This window comes from Desulfovibrio ferrophilus, assembly GCF_003966735.1.
Taxonomy (GTDB): domain Bacteria; phylum Desulfobacterota; class Desulfovibrionia; order Desulfovibrionales; family Desulfovibrionaceae; genus Desulfovibrio_Q; species Desulfovibrio_Q ferrophilus.
This window is the reverse complement of the sequence record NZ_AP017378.1, coordinates 64,893-90,355: the sequence shown is the minus strand read 5'-3', so window position 1 is coordinate 90,355 and position 25,463 is coordinate 64,893. Positions and strand designations below refer to the sequence as shown.

At 55.6% G+C, this 25,463-nt stretch carries 26 protein-coding genes; 13 read left to right on the top strand and 13 right to left on the bottom strand.

The window, feature by feature from the left end; all coding sequences use genetic code 11:
* Positions 1-23 precede the first annotated feature (23 nt).
* Positions 24-539, bottom strand: a complete 516-nt coding sequence (locus EL361_RS00445; protein ID WP_126375622.1) for a TlpA disulfide reductase family protein — start codon at positions 537-539, stop codon at positions 24-26.
* Between the two features lie 156 nt (positions 540-695).
* On the opposite strand from EL361_RS00445, the gene EL361_RS00440 reads away from it, so the two are divergent.
* Complete coding sequence (locus tag EL361_RS00440; protein ID WP_126375621.1) at positions 696-1,532, top strand: tetratricopeptide repeat protein; 837 nt, start codon at positions 696-698, stop codon at positions 1,530-1,532.
* Between the two features lie 134 nt (positions 1,533-1,666).
* On the opposite strand, the gene EL361_RS00435 is transcribed toward EL361_RS00440, so the two are convergent.
* Positions 1,667-1,927, bottom strand: coding sequence for a hypothetical protein (locus tag EL361_RS00435; protein WP_126375620.1), 261 nt, complete (start codon positions 1,925-1,927; stop codon positions 1,667-1,669).
* Between the two features lie 152 nt (positions 1,928-2,079).
* Here EL361_RS00435 and EL361_RS00430 point away from each other — a divergent pair, with 152 nt between their 5' ends.
* The 3 genes from EL361_RS00430 (at position 2,080) to flgM (ending at position 3,730) form a co-directional block, all read left to right on the top strand.
* Positions 2,080-2,595 (top strand): hypothetical protein, encoded by a 516-nt coding sequence (locus tag EL361_RS00430; protein ID WP_126375619.1) that lies wholly within the window; start codon positions 2,080-2,082, stop codon positions 2,593-2,595.
* A gap of 397 nt (positions 2,596-2,992) precedes the next feature.
* Positions 2,993-3,214, top strand: a complete 222-nt coding sequence (locus EL361_RS00425) for a hypothetical protein (protein ID WP_126375618.1) — start codon at positions 2,993-2,995, stop codon at positions 3,212-3,214.
* Positions 3,215-3,418: 204 nt separating this feature from the next.
* Positions 3,419-3,730 carry a flagellar biosynthesis anti-sigma factor FlgM gene (flgM, locus tag EL361_RS00420; RefSeq protein WP_172961566.1) on the top strand — a complete coding sequence of 104 codons (312 nt, stop codon included), beginning with the start codon at positions 3,419-3,421 and terminating at the stop codon, positions 3,728-3,730.
* Between the two features lie 244 nt (positions 3,731-3,974).
* Here the strand turns inward: flgM and EL361_RS00415 are convergent, their stop codons facing one another.
* The 5 genes from EL361_RS00415 to EL361_RS00395 form a co-directional block, all read right to left on the bottom strand.
* The gene (locus EL361_RS00415) at positions 3,975-5,651 is read right to left on the bottom strand and encodes a ribonuclease J (RefSeq protein WP_126375616.1); all 1,677 of its coding nucleotides are present in this window, start codon (positions 5,649-5,651) and stop codon (positions 3,975-3,977) included.
* Complete coding sequence (locus EL361_RS00410; protein ID WP_232034830.1) at positions 5,620-6,192, bottom strand: lysophospholipid acyltransferase family protein; 573 nt, start codon at positions 6,190-6,192, stop codon at positions 5,620-5,622. Before EL361_RS00410 ends, EL361_RS00415 begins: the two co-directional genes overlap by 32 nt.
* A gap of 261 nt (positions 6,193-6,453) precedes the next feature.
* Entirely contained in the window at positions 6,454-6,912 is a 459-nt protein-coding gene (locus tag EL361_RS00405) for a rhodanese-like domain-containing protein (RefSeq protein WP_172961565.1), read from the bottom strand.
* A gap of 119 nt (positions 6,913-7,031) precedes the next feature.
* Positions 7,032-9,089: an elongation factor G gene (gene fusA / locus EL361_RS00400; protein ID WP_126375613.1), complete on the bottom strand. Its 2,058-nt coding sequence runs from the start codon at positions 9,087-9,089 to the stop codon at positions 7,032-7,034.
* Positions 9,090-9,347: 258 nt separating this feature from the next.
* Positions 9,348-9,830 (bottom strand): adenosine-specific kinase, encoded by a 483-nt coding sequence (locus tag EL361_RS00395; protein ID WP_126375612.1) that lies wholly within the window; start codon positions 9,828-9,830, stop codon positions 9,348-9,350.
* 533 nt (positions 9,831-10,363) lie between these two features.
* Between EL361_RS00395 and EL361_RS00390 the strand changes: the two genes are divergently transcribed.
* From EL361_RS00390 to EL361_RS00355, 9 genes are all read left to right on the top strand, one after another.
* Positions 10,364-11,764 (top strand): sigma-70 family RNA polymerase sigma factor, encoded by a 1,401-nt coding sequence (locus tag EL361_RS00390; RefSeq protein WP_126375611.1) that lies wholly within the window; start codon positions 10,364-10,366, stop codon positions 11,762-11,764.
* 294 nt (positions 11,765-12,058) lie between these two features.
* On the top strand, positions 12,059-12,949 hold the full coding sequence (locus tag EL361_RS00385) for a formate/nitrite transporter family protein (RefSeq protein ID WP_126375610.1): 891 nt from the start codon (positions 12,059-12,061) through the stop codon (positions 12,947-12,949).
* Between the two features lie 9 nt (positions 12,950-12,958).
* Positions 12,959-13,093 carry a hypothetical protein gene (locus tag EL361_RS17305; protein WP_269471679.1) on the top strand — a complete coding sequence of 45 codons (135 nt, stop codon included), beginning with the start codon at positions 12,959-12,961 and terminating at the stop codon, positions 13,091-13,093.
* A gap of 37 nt (positions 13,094-13,130) precedes the next feature.
* Entirely contained in the window at positions 13,131-15,266 is a 2,136-nt protein-coding gene (locus tag EL361_RS00380) for a molybdopterin-containing oxidoreductase family protein (protein WP_126375609.1), read from the top strand.
* 12 nt (positions 15,267-15,278) lie between these two features.
* Positions 15,279-15,833 carry a 4Fe-4S dicluster domain-containing protein gene (locus EL361_RS00375; RefSeq protein ID WP_126375608.1) on the top strand — a complete coding sequence of 185 codons (555 nt, stop codon included), beginning with the start codon at positions 15,279-15,281 and terminating at the stop codon, positions 15,831-15,833.
* Between the two features lie 68 nt (positions 15,834-15,901).
* Complete coding sequence (locus tag EL361_RS00370; protein ID WP_126375607.1) at positions 15,902-17,560, top strand: FmdE family protein; 1,659 nt, start codon at positions 15,902-15,904, stop codon at positions 17,558-17,560.
* A gap of 314 nt (positions 17,561-17,874) precedes the next feature.
* A complete protein-coding gene (locus EL361_RS00365; RefSeq protein WP_232034829.1) occupies positions 17,875-18,336 on the top strand; it encodes a DUF2318 domain-containing protein in 462 nt (153 codons plus the stop codon).
* A 9-nt stretch (positions 18,337-18,345) separates the two neighbouring features.
* Positions 18,346-19,509, top strand: a complete 1,164-nt coding sequence (locus tag EL361_RS00360) for an ABC transporter permease (protein ID WP_126375606.1) — start codon at positions 18,346-18,348, stop codon at positions 19,507-19,509.
* Between the two features lie 8 nt (positions 19,510-19,517).
* Positions 19,518-20,186 (top strand): ABC transporter ATP-binding protein, encoded by a 669-nt coding sequence (locus EL361_RS00355; protein WP_126375605.1) that lies wholly within the window; start codon positions 19,518-19,520, stop codon positions 20,184-20,186.
* A gap of 225 nt (positions 20,187-20,411) precedes the next feature.
* On the opposite strand, the gene EL361_RS00350 is transcribed toward EL361_RS00355, so the two are convergent.
* From EL361_RS00350 to ctaD, 6 genes are read right to left on the bottom strand one after another with little or no spacing between them, the layout of a single operon-like run.
* Positions 20,412-20,837, bottom strand: coding sequence for a DUF4079 family protein (locus EL361_RS00350; protein ID WP_126375604.1), 426 nt, complete (start codon positions 20,835-20,837; stop codon positions 20,412-20,414).
* A 54-nt stretch (positions 20,838-20,891) separates the two neighbouring features.
* Positions 20,892-21,710 (bottom strand): UbiA family prenyltransferase, encoded by an 819-nt coding sequence (locus EL361_RS00345; protein ID WP_232034827.1) that lies wholly within the window; start codon positions 21,708-21,710, stop codon positions 20,892-20,894.
* Positions 21,710-22,924: a cytochrome c oxidase subunit II gene (gene coxB / locus EL361_RS00340; RefSeq protein ID WP_126375603.1), complete on the bottom strand. Its 1,215-nt coding sequence runs from the start codon at positions 22,922-22,924 to the stop codon at positions 21,710-21,712. Before coxB ends, EL361_RS00345 begins: the two co-directional genes overlap by 1 nt.
* Positions 22,921-23,223: a cytochrome C oxidase subunit IV family protein gene (locus EL361_RS00335; protein ID WP_126375602.1), complete on the bottom strand. Its 303-nt coding sequence runs from the start codon at positions 23,221-23,223 to the stop codon at positions 22,921-22,923. Before EL361_RS00335 ends, coxB begins: the two co-directional genes overlap by 4 nt.
* A gap of 35 nt (positions 23,224-23,258) precedes the next feature.
* Positions 23,259-23,858: a cytochrome c oxidase subunit 3 family protein gene (locus tag EL361_RS00330; protein WP_126375601.1), complete on the bottom strand. Its 600-nt coding sequence runs from the start codon at positions 23,856-23,858 to the stop codon at positions 23,259-23,261.
* The gene (gene ctaD, locus EL361_RS00325) at positions 23,851-25,458 is read right to left on the bottom strand and encodes a cytochrome c oxidase subunit I (protein WP_126375600.1); all 1,608 of its coding nucleotides are present in this window, start codon (positions 25,456-25,458) and stop codon (positions 23,851-23,853) included. The genes EL361_RS00330 and ctaD overlap by 8 nt, the downstream gene beginning before the upstream one ends.
* Positions 25,459-25,463 lie beyond the last annotated feature (5 nt).

Sequence of the window (25,463 nt, the reverse complement as noted above, 5' to 3'; positions counted from 1 at the left end):
TCAACCTCCCCAGCCACCAAGCTCTATTGCCCGACAAGATCACCAACGCCTTCGAACAGGGCTTCGGAAGCCATCACACCCACATGCTCTATTCGCAAGCGCCCCTCCCGGTCCCAAATCATGGTCTTGGGAATTGCTCCCACCGCGAAAGCAGGCATCACATCGTCCCAAGCGTGAAAAATGGGAAAATTCAATCCTGCCTCTTCGGCAAAATTCGCTGCAGCATCGGCATCGAAATCAAGGGCCACGCCGACCATAAACAAGTCTTCCTGAGCCATGGCTTCCCGCAATTTTATCAAAAAGGGCATCTCGACCCGACAAGGGCCACACCATGATGCCCAAAAATTGACCAAGACAACCTTCCCTCGCTCTTGCTCCAACAGGTTCATCAACCCTTGGGCATCAATACGATCCATGGCGTCAGCCCGTGCAGGCCCTGGCACGGCAAACAATCCCAACACAAGCGCAAGCACCAGCACCCTGATCAATCGGGGCAACACGGCTACTCCGGAACGGCTGTTTTTCTTGACATCCTTCATCAAACATCCGATGTTTTGATCTCAAATGGATAAAAATATTGCCTATTATTCAAGACTATTAAGGTTAATCCAAAACTCCCATCGGGATTGACCATGCCATCAAGTCGTTTACAATGAAGGCAGCTTTACACCCTATCACCCCATGAGCCTTTACACATGCCCGAAGAATCGCCAAAAGCCACTATCGATGAGACTACCACAATCCCGTATCCATTTACGGGTGTGTTCTCTGAAATAGTTACCAAAAGCGTGGGCTTTGGGGCAACAAAACGCAAAGAAAAAATAAAGAAACTCTGGTTTCTTGAACGCGATGAGCAGGGGACCACTTTTATCCGCCCACTTTCCAAGAGCTACCTGCCCAGCGGTGATCCCGCTGAAATTCCTCTCGCGCGAGCAATCAAGAATTTTTTCCCGGAACCCAATATTTACATGACTCGCGTAGCCCCCAAAATGGCCGAAGTGGAAGCTGCCGTAACCAAAGGGGACGAGCATCGGAGTCAGGACGAACACTACAGCGCTGAATTCGCTTACAAAGAAGCCCTGTCCATTGACGAATTTCATATCCGAGCCAATTTCGGTCTAGCACTGACCTATGCTAGCATGGGAGACAAGGAAAAGGCCAAGCACACCTTTCGCACCATCGTCACCCTCGAAGGCTCCTTTAACGAGAAACACAAACATCTGTTCAACGAATTTGGAATCGCCCTACGCAAGAACGAAATGTACAGGGAAAGTCTGGAGTATTATCTGCGGGCACTGAGACTATGCAAAAGTGACGAGAATCTACTCTTCAATCTCGCCAGAGCCTGCTACGACAACGACAGCCATGAGCATGCCGTCGAATTTCTGGACAAGGCACTCGCCCTGAAGCCGGACTTCAAAGAGGCCATGATGCTGAAAAAAGCTATCGGGAAAATAGACCCCAGCCTGTTGGAACCACAGGAACAAGATGATCAACCCCCTAGCGACGAGGCGACGAACGGCGCAGCCTGAGTGTAGCATCAACCAGCGTTTTCCCCGCTTCGCTCCAGCCCCCCGTCCTTCCAACGAACCACGCACAGCACAAACGCCCCAGCCCAAGCCGTCACCCCGTCAATTGCAAAAGAGAAGAAAAGAATCCGGCGTGGTCAGGCTTCGGTGCTAAACACCCGCCCCGTGTCTGCTTCGACGGGTTGAAAGCTCCCGCTCACGGTGGGATGCTGATGGAATTTCATGTGTGGAGGGGTGCCCGGTTCGGTCCGTTGCGGAAAACCGGCTTCATGAGCGCTCCTGATTCGAGCGTGCTCCTGCGCCCGCGATTGCCGCATCGTATGTGCGGTATAGGGCGGCTTTCGATCAAACATGGCCCTGAAGGCCTTGGTATGGACGGTGTCTCGCAATTCCGGCACGCTGTCCTCCTGTCAGGTCGGAAGAGCCGATCCTGCTTAGCATTGAACATAAGCCTCGCGAACCGCCCTGTCCAGCAAGACGGGCGGCATGGTATTTGCTCATAGGGTGCGTACGTTTGATCTGTCCATCCGCAAAAGAGGAGTCTCGCCCCGTGCCGGAATATCGCATTGCTCCCATCACCGTCAGTCCAAAATTTGACGCCACCCGATTTATTGCCACAAGCCACACAGGTGAATTGCCCGAAGAAACAATTAATGAACTTAGCGCCCTTTGGGACACATTGACTAATGGCATACAGGTCAAACGCATCGACAATGGCACCGGCTCCTGGCTTCTTATCTGGCTGGAGAAACATATTGAACAGCAGGTTGAACGCTGCTGGGAGACCTCACCGCATCGAGGGTTTCTCGAACATGCCCTGGCCGTGGATTACGTCATGGCTGCCGCTGCCGACCTGATACCGGAAATCGCGGCCCATGGATGCGCACCTATCCCAGAACCCAGCCCGGCCGTACGCGAGGCCGCCGAAGAATTGGGACTCAGCTGGCCCGAACGCCACACGCTGAACAGAAGGTATGCCCTGCTGACCCCTCTGCCCTGGAAGGGCGGGTGCTCTGCCTGCCACCTGAATGCCAACTGCCCAAAACACAAAACCCCCTCAGACTAAGTCAGCAAATCATCGAGGCTGAATATTCCCACTCTGCTTGCCCAAGCTGCCGTCAGCAAATCTTGAGCACCCCATGTCGCCGACAATGGCCTGATTGCACTCCACGATGTCGGAGGAGGGGAGAGTGTTGCAATAATCCATACGAAATGCGCTTCTCCCGGATCAAAATTTCGCACCACACTAGTCTGCGGAAGCATCTGCGCCGTCAAGCGCACAGAATAAACACCACAGGCGATATCGTCAGCCCAAACAAGACCTTACTACATCAGCAGAGCACGCATTACTGCATCAGTCAGCAGATCAGCTTGCATACGTCTAAAGTTTTTCCTATTTCACCCGATAAGACTTATAACAGTGGCACAGGGATTGCGCCGCCATTGTAACAAGGAGGTTCATCATGGCTCTTTTAGCAGTGACTGAAGTTCACGGAAAGGGGCTGGAGATGCAACCGGCGAATAAGGACAGCTTAAGCGATTCCATGAAGGAAATCCGTAAGGCAAAGCTCCGTCGCCAAGTCTATGCCGATCCGGCGCTGGCTCAAAAGCTCGTCGCCGTCGAAGCGTCGCCAACCTACAACTCAAGTGGAAAGCTGATACAATCCCTTGGGTTCAGTGGTTAGCAGCTAGACATCTTCAACCCTGGCTGAATTGCGGATGGCCCGAGGACTCCCCTCCCGGGCCATCGCACGGCCTTCCCCACACTTTGGTTCCCTTTTTGCAAATGAATCCGCATCTCGTTTGACATCCATCACGAGGGCGGATTAAGATTTTTCACAAGCGATCAGGTGCGTGCCCTCTCAGGCCGCCAAAATGGAGGATCAGCCGTGGCTATCAAAGGCTTGGGGAACACAAATAGCCCCTACGACCAAATCAATATCCAGAAGCAACAGGAAGCTGAGGCTGCCGAGAACGGCGCCAAAGGCGTCAAGAATCCGGCGCGTAGCGGAGACAACATCTCCGTCAGCGAAGACGCACGGCTGCTTTCCATTGCCATGAAAACGGCCAACGAAACCCCGGATACCCGTACCGACAAAGTGGCCGAACTCAAGGCCCAGGTGCAGGGTGGCACCTACAGTGCCAATGGGCGCACCATTGCCGAGCGCCTCGTCGCCGAAGAACTCGACCTGTTCGAATAGCTCGAACACCTCCCTGGCACAAAAGAGAACAAAGCCAAAGCCCCATACAATTTCAAGGCCGTTGCCCCATCCGGGTAACGGCCTTTTCCGTTCCCCAACGCTCACGGGCCATCCGGCACGCACACTCCATTCATAGGTCACGGCCAAACCGCCAAACTTGCAGCTGGCAATTGCGCCCGCTCACAAACAGACAGGGCGCCTTCCTGACGGAAGGCGCCCTGTCTGTACCCAGCAAAGAAGAGGACTAGAGCAGCACAACGGTCGGGACCACCACAGGGTCCCGCTCCAGAACACGACGGAAGAACCGCCTGAGCGACGAGCGGATGCGCTCCTTGAGCTTGTCGGTATCACCGGGCCGAATGTTCTCGAAAATATCAAGTACAATGCACTTGGCGTCTTCAAGCAGATGACTGTACTGCTGCTCGAACACAAAGCCCTTGGACATGATGTCAGGGCCGAACAGGATCTCTCCGGTACTCTTGTCCACGACCATATTGACCATGACAAGGCCCTCGCCACCCAGCAGATGCCGCTCCTTGAGCACCGACTGTCCGACATCGCCCACGCCCTTGCCGTCCACGTAAATGCACTCCACGGGCACGCGCTCTTCCAGCCGAATACTGGTGGCGGTCAGGGTCAGGGGGTCCCCATCCTCAAGAATGACGGTCCGCTCACGGGCCACGCCATATTCATGCGCCAGGCGGCAATGCTTGACCAAATGACGGTATTCTCCGTGCACGGGCACAAAGAACTTGGGGTCCACGGTCTCAAGCATGATGCGCAATTCCTCGCGGTGGGCATGTCCAGAGGCGTGGATTCCGGAAACTTTTTCGTACATCACCTCTGCACCCAGGCGATACAGATTGTTGATGACTCGCGTAATGGCGCGCACGTTGCCGGGGATAAAGCGTGAAGACATCAACACCAGGTCACCCTTGTGAATCCTGAGCTGACGGTGCTCGCCCTGGGCAATGCGCGACAGAGATGCCAACGGCTCACCTTGAGATCCCGTGACCAACAACACCAACTGGTCATCATTATAGCGGTGCAGATCTTCCATATTGATCAGCGTACCGCCACCAATGCGCAAATAGTCCAGCTCGTCAGCCAACTCGATATTCCGAGCCAGACTACGGCCTGATACGGCGACCTTACGTCCATACTCCTTGGCCAGCTCAAAGACTTCCTGCATTCGCTGGATGTGGCTGGAGAACAGCGTCACAAGGATACGCCCTTCGGCCTGGCCGAAGATCTGCTTCAGAGAAGCCATGATCTCGCGCTCGGTCAGGGAATACCCATCGCGCTCCACGTTGGTGGAATCGGACATCATCAGAACCACACCGCTCGTGGAGAACTCCTCAAAAGCCTTGAGGTCCGTCTCCACGCCATGCAAGGGATAGCGGTCAATCTTAAAATCTCCGGTATGCACAACCTTGCCGGCAGGAGTCTCAAGCCCCAGCCCGAAGCCACCCACAATGGAGTGACAGACTTCGAAGAAATTCACGGCAATATCGCCCAGTTCCACCCGGTCACGACCATTGACCACACGCATATCCACGTAACGGTCCAGGTTGTGTTCCTTCAGGCGGCTGGCCGCCAAGCCCAGAGTGAACTCGGAGCCGAAGACCGGAACGTCCACATGCGGCACCAGCCAGGGCAACGCCCCGATATGGTCCTCATGCCCGTGGGTAACAACAATGCCTTTGAGCTTATCCTTGTTCTTCAGAATATAATCGAAACGCGGAATAACCACGTCGATGCCAAACAGCGAATGCTCGGGAAACATCAACCCGCAATCGATGATGACCATGGAACTGTTGGTTTCCAGAACCATGCAGTTCATGCCGATCTCGCCAAGGCCTCCCAGCGGCGTGATTTTCAACTCGTGATCAGTCACTGCGCATCTCCAGGTAGGCGTCATTCATCATCTTGTACAAATCATCCTTGAAGGCCTCTCGATCCTTCATCGTATACTTCCCGGTATCAATCGGGGGCAAAGCCTTGACCTTCAAGGGGGCCGAGCGCAACAGCAATCTGTGCTTGGGCAGAACCTCACCGGTACCGGACAGCACAATGGGCACCACGGGCAGTCCGGTCTTCAGGGCGATGATCACGCCGCCGATCTTGAATTCCTGAATGTTATCCAAATCTTCGGCTCGGGTGCCTTCGGGGTAGATCATAATTGAACGTCCCCCCTGGGCTTTTTGCACGGCAGATTCGATGCTCTTCATAGCTCGACGGCGATTGGAGCGATCAATGCTGATATGCCCTACAGCCTTGATGGCCGCACCAAACACGGGGATCTTGAACAATGACTGTTTGGCCACGAAGCTCACCTTGCGCGGAGCCAGCAGGGCAGTCAAAAGCGGAATATCCAATTGACTCTGGTGGTTGGCCATAAACACGTAGGTCTGCTCGGGATCCAATTCGGAAAGATCCACGTCCAGCGGCAACATGGTCATCCAGATCGTAAAACGAGCCCACATCTGGGAGGCCCAGACAGCTTGCGATTTGAAGATAGCGCACGTCAAAGAAGCAAGAGCCGTAGCCGGGGTAAAAAAGAGGAAGAATAGAATATTTCGAATCATATGTTGTCGAATCGGCGGCCTTTCCCGCCCTGTGAATCGGTTAGAGGCTTTGGGTCGAGTGGCAATGTACTGGAAAAGACGTGCCCGGACAACCCGTGATCCACTAGGAGAAGGAGGATTTGAGACAAAAGAGGCTTAGCTATCGCCAGACCGGACCAAAGGCAGCCCTTCGCGTAGCCATTCCACAATGCCACCACCCACATGCCTGACATCTGCAAATCCCAGAGAGCGCATCCGGTTGATGGTTGTCGCACTCCTGCCACCCGAGTGACAGTAGACCAAATAGATTCTCCCTCGGTCCAATCCGGCGATGCGCGCCTCGAACTGCGAGTCATAAAAATTGATGACCTGCGCTCCGGGGATGATTCCTGTTGCGACCTCCTCCGGGGTTCTCACATCCAGAACAACCACTTCGTCTGGTCGTTCCCTGACAAGCTCCCAGGCCTGACGTGCACTCAGGGTGTTCTCTCCATCCTCGAGATTCCCACATCCCGAGGCAATGACCATCATCAGGACGAGGGTCATCAACGACCACAATTTCAGCGTCCTCAATCCACTTCGCGCCTGGATACTCGTCTCATTGCTTCTGTCCATGGACATTCCTCCAAGCAAAAAAGTAGGAGTTGACCGCCGCCAGGTCAAGGGACAGAAAAAGGGCCGCTCCCATGGGGGCGGCCCTGAATCATGACAGACAACAATCAAACAGCATCAGCCTAGTGCTCTTCCTTCTTGCTTTCGGCAATGACCTGCTCGGTCACATTGGGCGGAGCCTCTTCATAATGGTCAAACTCCATTGTGAACGTACCCTGCCCACCAGTCATGGAGCGCAGGTCCGGTGCATATTGCAGAACCTCCGCCATGGGCACATGCGCCTTGACCTCGGTCAGTCCAGACTGGGAGTCGGACCCCAGAACCTTGCCCCGGCGGCTGGAAAGGTCGCCGATCACATCGCCCATGAACTCGTCAGGCACGAACACGCTGACCTGAACCACAGGTTCAAGCAACACTGGCTTGGCCACCTCTGCGGCCTTCTTGAAGGCCACGGACCCGGCAACTTTGAAGGCCATTTCCGATGAATCAACAGAATGATAGGAGCCGTCGTAGCAGGAGACCTTGTAGTCCACCACGGGATACCCGGCGATAACGCCGCGTGCAGCAGCTTCCTGAACCCCCTTGTCCACGGCAGGGATGTATTGCCGAGGAATGGAGCCACCCACGATTTCGTCCACAAACTCATAACCGGCACCACGGGGTTGTGGCTCAAGTCGAATAAAACAATCACCAAACTGACCACGGCCACCGGACTGTTTCTTGTGGCGGCCCTGGACATCGGCCTTGGCCTTGAAGGTTTCACGATAGGGAATCTTCGGAGTCTTGAGCAGGATTCCGGTCTTGTAACGGCGCTTGGCCTTTTCCACCGAAATCTCGATATGCAGTTGGCCAGAGCCCGAGAGCAGGATATCTCCGGTTTCGGCATCGCGATGCAAATTCAGACACACGTCCTCTTCAAGAATCTTGTGCACTGCGGTGTAGACTTTGTCCTCCTCGCCCTTCTCCTCGGGAGCCAAAGCGTAAGAGATCAGCGCCGGAGCAAGCTTGGGCTTGGGAAAGACGAAGGAGCCCTTTTCGGCACAAAGGGTATCGCCCGTATGTGTGCTCTTCAACTTGGCCAGGGCGACAATGGAACCAGGCCCGGCCGGTGCTTTCATGGGCTTCTGTTCTTTACCCACCATATTCAGGAGTTGCCCCACGCGCTCTTTTTCTTCCTTGGAAGTGTTCAAGAGCGTGCAATCTGGCTTCAAAGTACCGGAAAGTACACGCAGGACCGTCAACTGTCCGGCAAAAGGATCGGAGATGGTCTTGAAAACAAAGGTGACCAGAGGGCCGTCAGGATCGGCAGTCAATTCATCGCCTTCACCTTCGCCCTGCCAGGGACCACTTTCCGTCGGCGCAGGGAACAAATCCTGGGCAATATCCAGGATCTGCTGGGCACCGGCATTCTGCAGAGCGGCACCGCAGGCCACGGGGACCAACTCGCCAGCCAGCACGCCAAGGCGCATGCCATGAGCGATGTCTTCGGCAGAGAGTTCACCCTCTTCCAGATATTTTTCCATGAGTTCTTCATCGCTTTCGGCGATGTTCTCGATCATGGTTTCACGCAGAATTTCGACCTCATCAGCCATGTCGCCGGGGATCTCACCCTCGATCGTCTTGCCGTCAGCATCGAAAAGGAGAGCCTTGTTACCGAGGACATCAACCACGCCCCTGAAATCTTCCTTGGCGCCGATGGGCATATACAACAGGACCGGGCGAATCCCCAGAATCGAGTGTAAACTGTCAAAGGCCATTTGGAAGTCCGCACGGTCGCGATCCATCTTGTTGATGAAGACCATGGCCGGACGCCCAACAGCTTTGACTTGCTCCCAAAGGCGCTTGGTCAGAGGCTTGGCACCGTCCACGGCATCAATGGTAAACACAACGGCGTCGGTACCGGCCAAGCAATAGCTGAGGTCGCCGACAAAGTTGTTGTCACCCGGGGTGTCGATCAGGAAATGGGTGTTCTTCTTCCAGTCATAACTGGCGAAGGCAGGCTGAATGGAGCCTCGACGTTTGATCTCCTCGGGTTCGGTATCGAGAGAGGTAGTCCCTTCCTCAATCTTGCCCAACCGATTGATGATGCCTGTTTGAAAGAGCAACATCTCGGCCACGGAGGTCTTGCCGACGCCGCCATGTCCCACCAGGGCGTACGTTCTCTGGTTCTGCAACGACATTGGTTTCTCCCTTTTTCCTTATTTACCGGGTCATTCCGAGGGAAATACCGGCATCGTGTCCCTTGCTCAAAAAACTTTCGAAGGTTTAGACCTATACGAACATGGCTTCAAGATTGTCAAGCGCATGAACTGCATTGTAGGCACTTCCAACTCCCTGATAATTCCGATGATTCCTCTGTACCACGATACCGCGCAGACAACAAAAAGCCGCCGGCCCACAGGGGACGGCGGCTCATCGAATCATGGCATTTCAATAGCCTACAGCTTGTAACCAATGGTTCGCAAAAAACCTTTGCGGTGCTCAACGTCCGCCTCCGTCTCCACTCCTCTGGAAGCAAAACCATCGATGACGCCCATCACTCCACGTCCCAAATCAGTCTCTGCCACAACAACCTCCACCGGATTGGCAGTAGCACAGAACAGGCGAACGACTTCGGGCACATTCTGCACGACGTTCACGATATTGATGGGGAACATATCCTTCATGAACAGAATGAAGCTATGCCCACAGGACAAGGCCTGAGCATTCCTGCTGGCCAACTCGATACAGCCTTCATCGGTACCGGACAGACGGATCAGGCATTTGTCCGAGGCCTCGCAAAATGCCAGTCCGAACTTGGCAAAGGGCACGGCGCCCACAATGGCCTCGTGCAGATCCTCAACGGTTTTGATGAAATGCGATTGCCCAAAAATCAGATTCAGGGCATCAGGATTCTCGATCTTTACAGTACTCAATTCCATAATGGCCTCCTGCCCCGTTAAAGGAGCGGCTGGATTCATTGTTTTGCAGCGGTTTTATCACAAGCCCTTTGCGGGGTGAAGCCTGCTCATACCTGCTTTCAGCAGACAAGGCTGGCTCATGGGCAACCCACGCACTCCTGCCAAAAGTACCGTCGTGCAAGACAGCATGGAACATCAAGATCCCGACCCCTGCTTACGCAATCATCAATACACTATAGAACAACATAATCGCACCCGACAAACCATCCACCCACGTTGAACTTCCCACCGGAGCAGCATTACGCCCTCAAACAGCATTGCGTATTTATCAAAAGACTAACCAATTGTAATTGTGAACTAAATATCCATGTGATAGGTTCAAAAAAAGACGTCTTCAGAAGCAAGTACTTACTCACAAACTAACGCTTCACTTATACCAGACAACTGTCTTGAGTTGTCAACAACAGCAAAGGATTCTCACCTAACGCATCAGCTGATCCACAAACGCACACCACCTAATTAGATTCATCTATAGCACTCAAGGTGATCGCATCATGGCTCAAGCCAGAGAATTTGATAAACGAAACAGCCCGGCTCAACAGCAAGGAAACAACCTCGATACAGACGGGTTCGCCAAGCTGATATCAGAGCTGATGCCAGGGATGCTCGTGCGTGCAGGGCGAATCCTTCTCTCCCGGGAAGAGGCTCAAGATGTCGTCCAGGAAGCCCTCATCATCGCTTTCACCAGGCTTGACCAGATTCGGGACGTCAACAGCTTTCCGGGATGGCTCAGATCCATTGTCGATTCTCAATGCTACCGGCATTTACGCAAACGAGGAAAAGAGGTTTCCCTGGAGGGGTTGGACCGCTACCAACCGCTAGCCCCGAAAGCCCTGGACCCGGCATCCAGGTATGAGCAGCGCTGTTTCAAGGCAGCGGTCAATCACGCCTTCCTGCAATTGTCCGCTCCCCTGCGCGACGTCTGTCTTCTCTACTACGAATCCGGCCATTCCATCGACGAAATCGCCGACATCCTTGCCGTCAACAAAGGCACCGTCCGCAAGCGATTGCACAGCGCTCAGCCTAGACTTGCCAGCATGCTCAAGGATCAAATGGGGGAAACAGCAATCCGGGTCGGGTATCTACCCATATCCGACCATCTGCTGGGCATGGTAGCCCACAGGTTAAGCAAAGGACGGCACTCGAGAATCCACATGAAACGTTTCCTGTCGTGGAGCGTCCTTGCCGAGGCCCTGAAGCAGAGGCGAATTGATGCGGCCTTTATCATGGCCCCCCTTGCCATGCAGTTGTGCAACTCCGGTACACACCTCAAATACGTCCTGGACGGACATCATGATGGCAGCGCCCTGGCAGCGTCCACCAACAAGCTCCAGGGCAAACTCGTGGGTGTCCCCGGCCCTTATTCAACACACCGCGTCCTGCTGGGCAAATTAGCCAATGAAGCCCCGAAACTCTGGGAAAACATCAACACCGCGGACACCAATCCGTCTTATGCCATTCGATCCCTGAAAAGCCAGACAATCGACGCGTTCTTCTGTGCGGAGCCATGGAGCACGAAATGCGTATGTGAAGGCGATGCCAACGTCTTCATCCGCTCCAAGGATCTCGCTCCCGGTCATCCATGCTGTGTCGTGGCCGTGCGCGAAGACTTTTGCCAGGCACATCCCAATCTTGTCAGCGAATATGTCTGCGCCCTGCTCCGGGCACGGGACAAGATTCATACTGATATTAAATACTGTGCGGAAACCCAGGCCATCTACACCGGCATCCAGAGCGAACTCGCCGCCCGGGTTCTTGAAGGCAAAGTCGTGACCTTCGACAATCTACACCCGGACAAAAACAGAATGGCCAAGTTCATGAAACTCGCCCTTGCCAGCGGAGTGCTCTCCGCCCCTTGCGATCTGGATCAATTCGTGTGCAACAAATTTCGCTGACGCCTGCCCGTTGCGCCAATCGCACAGGCACTCCCGCATCTCCTTTCAGGACGAGCACCCGCCCCCTACTTCCGCTTCGGTTCTCCCGTTTATTTTCAACTTTTTTTCTCCAGACAGGTAACTTTTTCGGTACCTCGCGGCTCTTTATCTTGCAGGCACTGAAAAAGGTCTGCGCGCAGTGCACCGCGCCAAGCAATGGACTCCAAGAGGTACCACATCTCCCGTTGACGGGAACAGTTGAACATCCACACCCACAGTTCATCAGGGCAAAGGACGTTTCCACAGGAGAACTTGATGCCGTTGAATTCAGAGGAACATATTCTGGGGGTCGCGGACCTCTGTTCCAAAAAATGGGAAATGCTCAGGGACAGACCCCTTGCTTTCCTGCTTTCAGCATTCGCAGGAGGTGCATTTGTCTGCTTCGGGGCCATGCTCGCTTTGGCCGTATCAGCCGGGGTCCCGCAAAATCTGGCACCGGGGCTGGCCAATCTGCTCATGGGGCTGGTGTTCATGTTCTCGCTGGTCATCATCATGTTCAGTGGCATGACACTGGTCACCGCTGACATGGCCTACGGTCTGGTCGGCGTGTTTCAAAGCCGGATATCCTGGGGACAATTCGCTCTGGGCGTATTTGCCGGTTATGTCGGCAATTTCACCGGTTCCATGAGCTTCATGTGGATCATGAGTAAGGGGGGGGGCTACCACGCCTTGCCCTGGCTTATGCGCGCACACGATATCGGCCTGGCAAAGACTGGTGAAACCGCCATGGAAATATTCGTCATGGGCATCATCTGCACTTGGACGCTCCAATCCGCAGCCATCCTTTTCATGAAAACCAACGACGACATGAGCAAGATCATGCTGACGGCCTACGGTCCTCTGGCCTTTGTCGCCGGCATGAATGAGCACTGTATTGCCAACATCGGCTTTCTGGCGGTGCCACTGTTCCAGCAGGACCTGTGGATTGAGGCCGTCTCGAACATGAACGAAATAACGCCCGTGCTGATGCATTGGGGATTCGGAAAATTCGGATGGGCACACAACCAGCTGTTTACTGTCATGGGCAACGCCATCGGTGGAACCCTCTTCGTGGCCGTCATTTTTCAGCTTGTGGTCGACCCGCTCAAACTCAAGGAATTGTACCGCAAACGCCGGATGCAGACCGCACCGGACAAACACACCTAAGGAGGATGGATGGACTACGATTACAGCCCATTTAATCCCGTCATCTGGGGGGCCTTCATTGCCGCCTGGGCGATCATCTGGGTCATTGGTAATACGTACCGAAAAAAACACCATTTTGGTGAAGACGAGCGACAAGGCAAATAATCAGTGCTTTGGATACAGTGAAACCTAGGAGTACGATATGTATGAAGATGGGTGGATTCCAACTGTTTGCTATCAGTGCAAGGCTGAATGCGCCATTCTGGCCCGCGTGGAAGACGGCGTCGTCAAGGAAGTGAAAGGCAATCCCCGGGGTCGCGGCAAGGCCTGCGTCAAGGGCATGGCCGGTATCACTTCGTTATATTCCTCGGAGCGGCTCAAATACCCCATGAAGCGTGTCGGTGAACGTGGAAGCGGCAAGTTCGAACGCATCACCTGGGACGAAGCCATGGGCATCATGGAAACCAAACTGACCGAACTCCGTGACCGTGGCGAGGCCCACAAGTTCACCTATTCCATGTTCCCTCATTCAGTCACCGATCCCAAATGGCGATTTGTGAACGCTTGCGGAGGTTTCATTTCCACGGGTCTGCCGCATTGTGACTCGGCCAAGATCATGGCCCACATGCACACTTTTGGCTGCTTCCCCAACCACCATATCGCCCCCATGTACAATACCGTACCCAAGGGTGGCCTGATGATTCTGTCCGGTCGTCACCCCTTCGGCTGTCTGGATGATGCCTGTGTGCCCAAACACATCCTTGATGCCAAGGCACGTGGAGCCAAGCTCATCGTCATCGATCCCATCTACCGCACCGAAGCCTCCAAGGCCGACTGGTGGATTCCCATCAAGCCCGGCGGAGATGCGTCCCTGTTCCTGGGCGTCTGCAACTATCTGCTGGCCAATGACCTGCACGACAAGGAGTTCTGCGACAAATGGGTTCGTGAAGGAGACATGGAGAGCCTGAAGGCATACATCGCCGACAAGACCCCCCAGGCCATGAGCAAGATCTGTGGCGTTCCGGCTGCGGACATCGAGAAACTGGCAAAGATGGTCGCAGAAGCACCCAGCGCCTGCATCGATGCCTTCAAGTCCATCATGTACGGCAACGGCATGGACTGGGGCCACGCATGGTCAACCTTCCTCGTCATCACCGGCAACCTGGACAACCCCGGTGGGCAGCCTCTGCCGGAAATCGCTCCCATGGCTCCGGTCGAACCCGTGCCCGCTGGCCCCGACCTTGGGGAACTGGGCTACCACCGCACAGGCAAGAACCGCGAGAAGTTCGACAATTACAACTTCTTCCTGGAGCCCACATGGTACGCAGCCCAGGCCATCAAGGACGACGGGCTCAAGGTCTTCTTCGCCTCGGAGTGCAACCCTGCCCTGTCGGAAATGGGTTCGGGCGAGTGGCGCAAGGCCGTGACCATGAAGGACGAGAATGGCGACTACAAACTTGAGCTGCTTGTGGTCACGGAAATCATGCCGTCGGAGACCATGAAATGGGCCGACCTCGTATTGCCCGACCAGACCAATTTCGAGCGTTGGGAATTGCTGTATATGCCCTGGTGGTACAACTTCGGTCACGGCACTGCCCTGTGCCAGCCCGTAGTCGAACCCATTGGCGAGGCACGCCATGCCAACAGGGTCTTCATCGAGCTTGGCAAGCGCATGTTCCCGGAATACTTCGCCTTCAAGGACGACGTCGAGTACTATGATATCGAACTCGCCGGTGTGGGCATGTCCGTGAAGAAGCTTCAGGAGAACGGTGGCCTGTGGTCCCCCGGCACTGCTGGCTTCCGCAAGTACGAGGATCAGGGCAAGTTCAACACCCCTTCCGGCAAAATCGAGCTGGAATGGCAGATGTACAAAGACATCGGGCAAGAGTGGCCCAGCCCTGAGCTGCCTCTGGAATATCGCCGAGGTGAAGAGGAATTCCCATTCATTCTGGTCAACTTCAGGACCATCTTCCTCAACAACACCGGAGCCTGGTCCCAAAACAACGCCCAACTCCGCGACCCGGCCTCTGGCCTGGACGCCAACCCCTGCCTGCTGAATCCCATCGACGCCAAGAAGCTGGGCATTGCAGACGGCGATACGGTGACCATGGAATCCGGCAGCGGCAAGGTCGAAGTCCCCATCATGCTCACGGAAAAGATCATCCCTGGTTGTGCTGGCATCATCCACGGCTTTGGCCAGACCATGGGCAAGGTAGCCTCACGCGGCAACTGGATCGGCGATAACGAGCTGATCGCCGATGCAGGCTCCACCCTGGACGAACAGGACATGCGCGGTGGCGAAGCTCACGTTTCCACCCGGGTCAAGATCTACAAATAAAAGGAGTTTGAAATGAGACAGCTCAGCATAATGGTGGATCTCGATCGCTGCATCGGGTGCAAGACCTGCATCGTGGCCTGCCGCAACCACCACGACATCATCGATCACGAAAACGATCAACCCGGTGCCATTCCAAACTACCTCCGGGTGGAAAGCAAACTTGAGGGAACTTTCCCCTCGTTGCAGGAAGACTATTGGGTGGTCATGTGCCAGCACTGCAAGAAGACCCCCTGTGCCAAGGTCTGTGAAGTCGGTGCCATCACCAAGGATGAGCAGACCGGCATCGTCCTCATCGACCAGGAAAAGTGCAACGGCTGTGGCGAATGCATCGACAAGTGCCCTTACAAAGTCATCCAATTCAACAAACAGAACAATTACGCGCACAAGTGCAACATGTGCTACGATCGCGTGACCCACGGCCTGGACCCCGTCTGTGTGGACGTCTGCCTGACCGATGCCTTGAGCTTCGGTGAAAAGGAGATCCTGCTGATGCAGGCCGAGGCCGACGGCAAACAGGTGATCAAAAAAATGAGCACCCAGTCCATCATCTACACCAAGACTCCCTAACTCATACAAAGGGCCGATCGACATTTCCGTCGGTCGGCCCTTTGCCAATCTAATCTCACAGGGACACCATGAACACGGACTACTCACAACTCCTGGCTCCATCCGATACCATTGGCCCCTATTCAATCGATCAATTCATAGAGGCAGCCACCCAGTTCCATGGCTATGCCGCACCAGGCCTCGTCCTGGGAGGCTTCATGGTGGACGCCGCCATCAAAGCCCTACCCGACGACACCCTGTTCGACGCCATCAGCGAAACCTCATGGTGCCTGCCCGATGCGGTTCAGATGCTCTCTCCCTGTTCCATCGGCAACGGCTGGCTCAAAATCCTAAATCTTGGCCTGTACGCCGTGTGTCTGTACGACAAATTCACGGGCAAGGGTGTGCGCCTGTGGCTCGATCTAGACAAAGTGGAGCCTGACTCCGAAATCAAAACCTGGCTACTGAAGCTCAAACCAAAACCCGAGCAGAATTCCAAACTCCTGCGCCGTCAAATTATCGAGGCCGGAGCCAGTATCTGCTCCATGCGCGATGTGCAGGTCAGGCCCGAACAACTCATCAAGCGCAGCAAAGGTCGCGTTGTTCCCTGCCCAATCTGCAAAGAGCCCTACCCGGCCCAATTCGGGGCCATCTGTCGCTCCTGCCAGGGCGAATCGCCCTATGTGGACAGTCCCAACGCAGAGCGTCTGGCTGAGCCTGAGCTCGTTGCCACGCTTGTGGAAGAGGCCATTGGCGGAAGTCCCCTGCACGACATGACCCGCATCGAACCCGGCGTCAGCAAGGGCCCCGAATTCCTGCACGGGCAGGTCATCACCGGCGGCGACGTCTGCCGACTGCAACGCATGGGCCGCAGCCGCATTTACCTGGACGATCAGAATCCCGGAGCCGAATGGGTCCACGAGAACAAGGCCGCAACCGCCTTTGCCAAACTCATGTCCGGCCCCGGAACCAGGGTGCTTGGCGACCCGCGCGAAGGCAAATCAAAGCTTGTGGCCGATCACGACGGCCTACTGGTTGTTGATTCGGTCAGACTCAAACAGTTCAACCATGTCCCCGGCGTCATGTGCGCCTGTCGCCAATCCCACTCCATCGTACAGAAAGGCGCCCAGATCGCAGGCACACGCGCCATCCCTCTGTACCTTCCAAACAGGGACTTCCAGGCAGCGCTTCAGATTCTGGATGAGGAACCACTCTTTTCGATTCACCCGCTCCGCAAGGCCCGGGTCGGTGTGCTGGTCACCGGGACCGAAGTATTCACCGGACTCGTGGAAGACAAGTTCGCGCCTGTTGTGTCCGCAAAGGTGACACATCTGGGAAGTCAGGTGGTCGACACCATCAAGGCACCGGACGATGCCAAGGCCATCTGCGAAGCGGTCCAGAAGCTTGTGGCAGAACAATGTGACCTCATCATCACCACGGCTGGCCTCTCCGTTGACCCAGACGATGTGACCCGCAAGGGGCTCCAGGATGCAGGAATCGCAGACATGCTCTACGGCATGCCCGTGCTCCCCGGAGCCATGACTCTGGTGGGCCAGCTGGGTTCGGTTCAGATTCTGGGGGTCCCGGCCTGCGCCCTCTTCCATAAGACCACAAGCCTTGACCTGCTGTTGCCAAGGCTGCTGGCCGACACCCCTATCACCAGAACTGATCTGGCCGAATTCGGAGAAGGCGGATTGTGCCACGAGTGCAAAACCTGCACCTTCCCCAAATGTTCATTTGGCCGCTAGGCCGTGTCCGGGGCATCTGCGGATGCCCCGGTTTTTTGCATACCGTGACTGCCCAAGATTAAGCCATTCACGCTGAATCCCACCCTCCCGATTGTGTAATTTAGTGCACATCGGATGTGCAGTTAATTGCATTTTTTGCACATATCAGATCCATACTTCACCACCAGCTTCGCCACACCTCACTACAATTCATGAAAGAAATTGTTTCTGCATGCCCTTTGCATATCCGACAAAATCAGTATGAATTGCACATCCAGCACAGTTATTCCGCGCGACCGGGGTCGCAAAAGAAATGACCGACGAGGAGATCCATCGTGAAACCCATTTCCATTCTGTCCGCATTGGTGCTCACCGCCTTCATCGCCGTATCAACGGCCACCGGGGCTCATGCCTTTCTGGGCATGTTCGGCAAATACCAACAAGTCACTCCTGAGAATGGTACCGTGGCCATTGCACTGACGGAGGTCAACGACGGCAAAGCTCACTATTACAGCATGAACGCCGGAGACCGTGATATCCGTTTCTTCGTGATCAAAAGCCAGGATGATGTGCTGCGTGCAGCCTTCGATGCCTGCGACGTCTGCTACCGTGAAGGCAAGGGGTACGACCAGGACGGTGAGTCCATGATCTGCAACAATTGCGGCCAGCGCTTCCACTCCAGCCGCATCAACGAAGTCAAAGGTGGCTGCAATCCGGCTCCACTCACACGCACAATCAAAGGTGACAAGCTGATTATTACGCAAGCGGACATCATGACCGGTGCCGGATACTTTTAGGCTCTAACTATGAATATCCTGACCATCCCTCTACGCAGCAGTCGGCGCAAATGGCTGCGCAGCCTGCTCCTGCTGGTAGTTTTCACGCTAGGTGTTTCATCCATCGTGGCACTGAACAACGTGTCGCGCGTGGTCGGCCAAAGCCTTGAGAAAAAACTTACGGCTTTCGGGGCCAACATTCTGGTCTACCCCACTTCGGACACCCTCACTGTCAGCTACGGTGGTTTCAACCTCGGAGACATGCTGGTGGACGTGCGCTACCTGCAGGAGGCCCACACCACCACGCAAATCAGGGGCATCAAGAATTCTGCCAACATCGCCAGTGTGGCCCCCAAGCTGGTGACCATGCATGAGTTGGGTGGAACCTCCGTGGGCTTGGTGGGCGTGCGCTTCGAGGCCGAACAGACCATCAAGGGCTACTGGGCAGTGAACGGCTCGTATCCTTCCGGCGGGGCACAAGTTCTGCTGGGTTCCGCCGTGGCCGAGCGTCTGGGCCTGGCACCCGGAGACGATCTGACCCCGCTGGGACTTTCGGCAAAAGTCAGTGGTCTGCTGTTGCCCACGGGCAGTGATGACGACAACGTGGTTCTGGCTGACCTGTCTTATGTTCAGGAATTGACCGGCAACCCTGGTGCGGTCAGCTTTGTGGAAGTCGCAGCCCTGTGCGCTGGTTGTCCCATCGAGGACATCGTCCAACAGATTGCCGACACCCTGCCGGGCGTCGAAGTCAAAGCTTTGCAAAGCATCGTCAAACAACGCATGTACTCGGTAAATTTCGTCAAGCAGTTGATTCTGGCGGTGAGCATCATCATCCTGCTCACGGCCTGCTCCATGGTGGGTTTGTCCATGCTTTCGGCCGTGAATGAACGCAAGAAGGAAATCGGCGTTCTGCGGTCCCTGGGCTACTCACGCCGTGCCATCTTCGGCATCTTCTGCTTCGAAGCACTGTTCATCGGAGCCCTCTCCGGTCTGGTGGGCTATGTTGCCGGTTATGCCCTGAGCTTCAAAGTTGCCTCCGTCCTTGGCATCACCACCGACGCCAATCTGAGTTTTGTCCCGCTGCATCTGTTGGTCACCATCGGTTTCGTGGCTGTGGTCACCATTATCTCGGCGGCAATCCCCGCAGCCAAGGCCTCACGCATCGATCCGGCCGAAGCCCTCATTTCGCTCTAGGAGATCACATGCTCATTGCCCAAGACATCACCAAAAGCTACCTCTCCGATGGGATCACCACCACGGCCCTGGCTAATGCGGACCTGCATGTACAACGCGGCGAATTCGTTGCTCTGGTCGGACGCTCCGGCTCGGGCAAGTCCACCATGCTTTCGGTGCTGTCCACCCTCACAGCTCCGGATCAGGGGCGTTTGGAGTTCGAGGGGCGCGATCTGCTGGCAATGTCGGAAACCGAACTGAATGCACTGCGCCATTCGGACTTCGCGGTGATCTTTCAACAGCATTACCTGCTGCCCTACCTCACGGCACAGGAGAACGTGCTCCTGCCGTTCATGAACCGATTGACTCCTGTCTCGAGTGAACAGGCCAAACACGCACGCCAATGCCTTAACCGGGTGGGACTGTCTGGAAAACACGACCGGCTCCCCGGTCAACTCTCCGGTGGAGAACAGCAACGCGTGGCCATTGCCCGTGCCCTGGTCAAAAATTCACGAGTTCTATTTGCTGACGAACCCACCGGCAGTCTGGACCGAGCCACAGGCGAGGGCATGATGGACCTCTTGGCGGGTCTGTCCGAAAGCGGACTGACCGTGGTCATGGTCACCCATGACGAGGCTCATGCAAGGCGTGCCCAGCGCATCATCCGCATGGAGGATGGCAGAACCATTCACATCTGATTGACAGACACGAATCTTTGAAATACTTGATCTCCCAGTGCCTTGCCCGGATTGGGCAGGGCCCTGCGAGCACCGGACATCCCCCCCCTCAGCCCCGTGTTCCAGGTCCTGCTCAACCCAGGCAAGGCACTGACATATCAAGCAGAAACAAGCAGGCCGCTCCAGTAGGAGCGGCCTGCTTGTTTCTGTCTGGTCACTGGTCAATCGCCCGACCTGCTTCGAACATTACGGCAGCAAAAAAACCCTGACCACTTCAATTCCTGTCCAAACTTGGTAGAGAGCCAGCCCAAGCAGCAGCATATTATTCAGGCCATGCACCACAGGCAACACTGCCCGACGCTTCTTGACCGTGTCCAACACATGACCGGTAGCATACCCCGTGACCAAAAGCGGTAGCATAATCAGTCCAATGACGTAATGAATCCCGGTCAAGTCGCTGGCCCCCCAAAGGATGCGCGCAGCGCCTGCGCCCCACACAAAGGCCACGAACCAGATAATCAGCACAATCTTGCCGTAGAACACATGTCGCTTCCAATTGAACATCACCTTCTGCTTGAGGTGCGAGGCACGAAAGCGCTGCACACCCAACACCATCACATACAGAGCCAGCAGGGTGCACAGTAATTGAAGAACGGGATGTATCCAAAGCATGGGGTGTTCCTCCATGATCGTCAGTAAATGTATGCAATCAACCTGACACGGGGCTCAGGTGGCGAGAAAGCAAAGCATCGTTAACGCCATTACGGCATTGAGTGAAATCAACGCCGCCCGTTTGCGACCCAAGACAAAAAAACCGGTCACCGTCGCAAAGCCCATGGCTGCCGAGGCAAAGGCCCAGGCCGCAGTTTCCGGCAAGACCAGAGCCATACCCAGAATGGCCGTAAAATAGGCCAGCATCCACAAGCCCATCAGGGGCCCTCGCAATGGTTTGGGTAGAACCAGAGAGGGGACCGCGAACCCTGCACGCTCATAGTCCTCGCGATGGCGTTCGGCAATCAACCAGAAATGCGGCACCTGCCACAGATAAAACACACCGCAAACAGCAAGGATTCGTGGATCACTGCCCATTCCACCCACCGCCAGCCATCCTGCCAACGGCGGAATCGCCCCCGGTAGACCACCAAGCAGCAGTGATAGCGTCGAGACCGGTTTGAGCGGCGTGTACAAACCATTATAGAACAGGATCACCGTCAGCCCCAAAGCGGCTAGAGGCCACCCACCCAGAAATCCATAGAAACATAATCCCACAGCCATGAACGCAAAGGCACAGGCCAAGGCCTGCAAAATGGTCACCGCTTCCGAAGGCAAGGGCCTCTCACGGGTGCGTTCCATCAGCCTGTCTCGCCCGCGCTCCTGAACCTGATTAAGGGCCGAGCAACCTGCGCAAAGCAGCACGGACCCCAACCCTGCCCACAGCCCGACACCTACGGGACCACCAGCCAACAGCGCCCCAAAGACCGTGGCCGCACCTACCATCGAGCTCACCCGGAGACGCGCCAAAGCCACAAGCACCGACAAAGACATCAGCTCCCCTGTCCCAGGCTTTCGATGTAATCGATCAGGGCTTCCACCTGCGCAGGATCAAGATAGTCATAGGCAGGCATCATGGGGTCAAAGCCCTCGGTCAGCTTATTCTCGGGGGAAACAATGGATTCACGTAAATATTCCCGATCAGCCTTGATGGAACGCACTGCGCCATCCGCCACAACCTGACGCATGGTTCCGGCCACCCCTTTGAACGACGGCCCGGCAATGACGGAACCATCCGTGGAATGACAGGACAAACACCCTTCCTCCTCGGCCATTTCCCGCCCGGCAGGCTTGGGCGTGGCATCACCACTGAGCATGAAATTGACCATGGCTTCCAAATCATCGTCCGGAATGGCCCCCTCGTAGGCAGGCATGGCTGGTGAATAGCCCTTCACGTATTCTGCATCCGGTTTCAGGATGGCACGCTTCAAGTATTTGGCGTCGGCAATCATCTGGGTTTCCGAACCATCGGGCAGTTCCGCCACAAATCGACGGCCCGAAATACCCTTGAAGCTCGGCCCCACACCATCGGTCCCATCAAGAGAATGACAGGCTGTGCAGCCGTAATCCTCCAAGAGAGCAACGCCCTTGGCCGCGCCTTCGCTGGCCTCACCCGCGAGCCATGCCTTGTAATCATCCTGGCTCACCACCGATAGTCTGGCGATCATGTTGGCGTGTTTCAGACCGCAATACTCGGCGCAAAGGATGTCGAAATCACCCACGGAGTCGGACTTGAACCAGACGTAGGTGGTCATGCCCGGCACGGTATCCATCTTGATGCGCATGGCCGGAACATAAAAACTGTGAATCACGTCCACGGAGGTCATGGACAACTTGATCGGGGTATCGACAGGGGCCACCAACTGGCTGGAGCGCTTGCCATCGGGATAGAGGAATGACCAGGACCACATCCGGCCTTCCACGCCGATAATCAATGAATTCTCAGGCGCGGCACGCATGGCCTTGTAGCTGTCCCAGCCAAACCAGAACATCCCCATCACCAGAATGGCAGGAATGATCGTCCAGGCGAGCTCCAGCCAGACATTACCGGGGATTTCAACCGGCTCGGGATGACGGGTGTGATGGTAGCGCACCACGAACACGGCCAGCAGCACTGTCACCAGCACCAGAATCCCCACGGAGATTCCCAGGATAATCAAGAAGGCCTGGTCGACCTGCTTTGCGGCGTCGAAGACCTGCGGAATCATACCGCCCCCCTGTAGGCCGTATCAAAGAATGTCAATCCAATGAAGATGGCCAGAATCACGAAGGTCAGGAGCACGAAGCCCTTGAGCATCCAGTTTTCGTACTTCAGATGCATGAAATACAGGATAACCAGCGAGGCCTTGGTCGTGGCAATGGCCAAAGCCGCAACCACGTTCAGATACCCCAAATCAATGCCCGCAGCCCAGACCGTCACCCAGGTCAGTACCAGCAACAGCCCCCAGATTCCAGCCAACAGGCCATAGCCAGGGCCATGATGCGGAACATGTTCGGCTGTATTCATATCACCTCTCCTCTCACCCATCGGCGACCATCCCCTTATGTAATCAGATAGAACAGCGGGAACAGATAAATCCAGATCAAATCAACAAGGTGCCAGTACAACCCCGCATTCTCCAGGGCCACATATCGCTCCGGGGTCACATGCCCTGTATTCACAAGCCACAGCACCCAGGACAAAACCCCCATGCCGACCACGATGTGCACACCGTGCAGCCCCGTCATCAGATAGTACAAGGCAAAGTAAACCATCTGTCCCTGTGCGCGGGCATCAAGCTCAGCACCACCGGGATACAATCCATGATGGAACTTGGCTCCCCACTCGAAATATTTGACCACCAGAAAAACCGCCGCAAAGGCGATGGTCAACACGGTCATTCGGGTTGCGACTTTGACGTTGCCGCGCTTCAAGGCCGCAATACCCCAGGCCACAAAAGCGCTGGAGGTGATCAGCACCACGGTGTTCAGCGCGCCCATGCGCACATCCAACTCTGCGCTAGCCAGATGGAAATCGGGTTGATAGCGCTGCAGATAGACCGCATAGAGCACGAACAATCCGCCAAAGAGCAGGATTTCCGTAAACAGGAACAGCCACATGCCCAGCTTGGCGCCTTCATCGTCGCGATGGTGCTCAGGCATCGGGCTGAACCCCCTTAAAATCGTACGGGCCACGATCCACGATCGGTTCCTCATCGAAATTATGCGTGGGAGGAGGGGACTTCGTGCGCCATTCCAGAGTGGCCGCACCCCATGGGTTCCGCCCCACACGTGGGCCGGAGCGCATCCCCACCCAAAGGTTCACGGCCATCATCACCAGCCCCACGGCGGTGATCCAGGAGCCCACGGTGCTGGCGACATGCATACTGGTGTACTGCGGCAGATAATCGAAATAACGACGGGGCATTCCGGCCAGACCGAGGATATACATGGGAAAGTAAAGACCATTCATGCCGATAACCAGAATCACGGCACTGATATTCGCCCACTTCTTATTATACATCCGGCCATAGACCTTGGGCAGCCAGTAATGCAGGGCCGCAAACATTCCGAAGCCCGTGCCTCCGAAAATCACGTAGTGGAAATGCCCAACCACGAAATAGGTGTCATGCACATGGATATCCGTCCCGGCACTGCCCAGCACCAAACCGGTGATGCCGCCCATGGTGAACAGGAAGATGAAGCCCAGGGCATAGACCAGCGGAGGCTCCAGCCGAATGGAACCCTTGTAGAGCGTACTGGTCCAGTTGAAGACCTTCACGGCCGAAGGGATGGCCACGATAAAGGTCAGCAGTGAAAAAACCATCACCGCCGTATCACTCATGCCAGAGACAAACATGTGGTGCGCCCAGACCAGTGACCCGGCAAAGGCAATGGCGAGGCTGGACACGGCGATGGTCTTGTAGCCAAAGATGGCCTTGCGCGCGAACACGGGAATGATCTCGGAGATCACCCCCATGGCGGGCAGAATCATGATGTACACTGCCGGATGCGAATAGATCCAGAACAGGTGCTGGTAGAGAATGGGGTCGCCACCTCGCGAGGGGTCGAAGATGCCCATTCCAAGCACACGCTCGGCAAAGATCAAGAGCAGCGTAATACCCAAAATGGGAGTGGCCAGAACCTGAATCCAGGCCGTGGCATACAGGGACCAGCCAAACAGCGGCAATCGCCCCCAGGTCATGCCCTCGGCGCGCAAGCGATGGATGGTGACCACGAAATTCATGCCCGTCAGAATGGACGAAAAGCCAAGGATGAAGACCGCCGTCACGGCCACCGAGACATTGGTGGTGGTCACCGCCGAGAACGGAACATAGAACGTCCAACCCGTATCAGGCGGACCATCCCCCGTGAACAGTGCCGCCAGGGCGATGACCGCACCGATGGCATACAGCCACCAGGAGAACATATTCAGCCGGGGGAAGGCCACATCATCCGCCCCCAGCTGCAAGGGCAGGAAGATATTTCCAAACGCGGCGGGGACACTGGGAATGACCACCAGAAAGATCATGATCACCCCGTGCAGGGTGAAAGTGGCGTTATAGGCTTGCTGGCCCATGATGGTCTGCCCCGGAGCAATGAGCTCCAGACGGATCAAAAGACCCAGGACCACACCAATGGCAAAAAAGGCCATGATGCACCACAGATAGAGCATCCCGATGCGCTTGTGGTCCGTGGTGAACAACCACGAGGCCAGCCCTCGCTTATCCCAGAAGGTGCCTTGAGCGGTGGATTCAGTCATGTATC

Coding starts and splice junctions, on each gene's coding strand:
- EL361_RS00330 (WP_126375601.1), bottom strand. CDS start 23,858: ATGCCTGAGCACCATCGCGACGATGAAGGCGCCAAGCTGGGCATGTGG.
- EL361_RS00390 (WP_126375611.1), top strand. CDS start 10,364: ATGGCTCAAGCCAGAGAATTTGATAAACGAAACAGCCCGGCTCAACAG.
- EL361_RS00375 (WP_126375608.1), top strand. CDS start 15,279: ATGAGACAGCTCAGCATAATGGTGGATCTCGATCGCTGCATCGGGTGC.
- EL361_RS00335 (WP_126375602.1), bottom strand. CDS start 23,223: ATGAATACAGCCGAACATGTTCCGCATCATGGCCCTGGCTATGGCCTG.
- EL361_RS00395 (WP_126375612.1), bottom strand. CDS start 9,830: ATGGAATTGAGTACTGTAAAGATCGAGAATCCTGATGCCCTGAATCTG.
- EL361_RS00425 (WP_126375618.1), top strand. CDS start 2,993: ATGGCTCTTTTAGCAGTGACTGAAGTTCACGGAAAGGGGCTGGAGATG.
- EL361_RS00410 (WP_232034830.1), bottom strand. CDS start 6,192: ATGACCATGTTGCCGCTGGACGTGGATCTTTCCGAATTGGATCCCGAG.
- EL361_RS00405 (WP_172961565.1), bottom strand. CDS start 6,912: ATGGACAGAAGCAATGAGACGAGTATCCAGGCGCGAAGTGGATTGAGG.
- EL361_RS00355 (WP_126375605.1), top strand. CDS start 19,518: ATGCTCATTGCCCAAGACATCACCAAAAGCTACCTCTCCGATGGGATC.
- EL361_RS00415 (WP_126375616.1), bottom strand. CDS start 5,651: ATGACGCCTACCTGGAGATGCGCAGTGACTGATCACGAGTTGAAAATC.
- EL361_RS00380 (WP_126375609.1), top strand. CDS start 13,131: ATGTATGAAGATGGGTGGATTCCAACTGTTTGCTATCAGTGCAAGGCT.
- EL361_RS00370 (WP_126375607.1), top strand. CDS start 15,902: ATGAACACGGACTACTCACAACTCCTGGCTCCATCCGATACCATTGGC.
- EL361_RS00385 (WP_126375610.1), top strand. CDS start 12,059: ATGCCGTTGAATTCAGAGGAACATATTCTGGGGGTCGCGGACCTCTGT.
- ctaD (WP_126375600.1), bottom strand. CDS start 25,458: ATGACTGAATCCACCGCTCAAGGCACCTTCTGGGATAAGCGAGGGCTG.
- EL361_RS00345 (WP_232034827.1), bottom strand. CDS start 21,710: ATGTCTTTGTCGGTGCTTGTGGCTTTGGCGCGTCTCCGGGTGAGCTCG.
- EL361_RS00445 (WP_126375622.1), bottom strand. CDS start 539: ATGAAGGATGTCAAGAAAAACAGCCGTTCCGGAGTAGCCGTGTTGCCC.
- EL361_RS00440 (WP_126375621.1), top strand. CDS start 696: ATGCCCGAAGAATCGCCAAAAGCCACTATCGATGAGACTACCACAATC.
- EL361_RS00360 (WP_126375606.1), top strand. CDS start 18,346: ATGAATATCCTGACCATCCCTCTACGCAGCAGTCGGCGCAAATGGCTG.
- fusA (WP_126375613.1), bottom strand. CDS start 9,089: ATGTCGTTGCAGAACCAGAGAACGTACGCCCTGGTGGGACATGGCGGC.
- EL361_RS17305 (WP_269471679.1), top strand. CDS start 12,959: ATGGACTACGATTACAGCCCATTTAATCCCGTCATCTGGGGGGCCTTC.
- EL361_RS00350 (WP_126375604.1), bottom strand. CDS start 20,837: ATGCTTTGGATACATCCCGTTCTTCAATTACTGTGCACCCTGCTGGCT.
- coxB (WP_126375603.1), bottom strand. CDS start 22,924: ATGATTCCGCAGGTCTTCGACGCCGCAAAGCAGGTCGACCAGGCCTTC.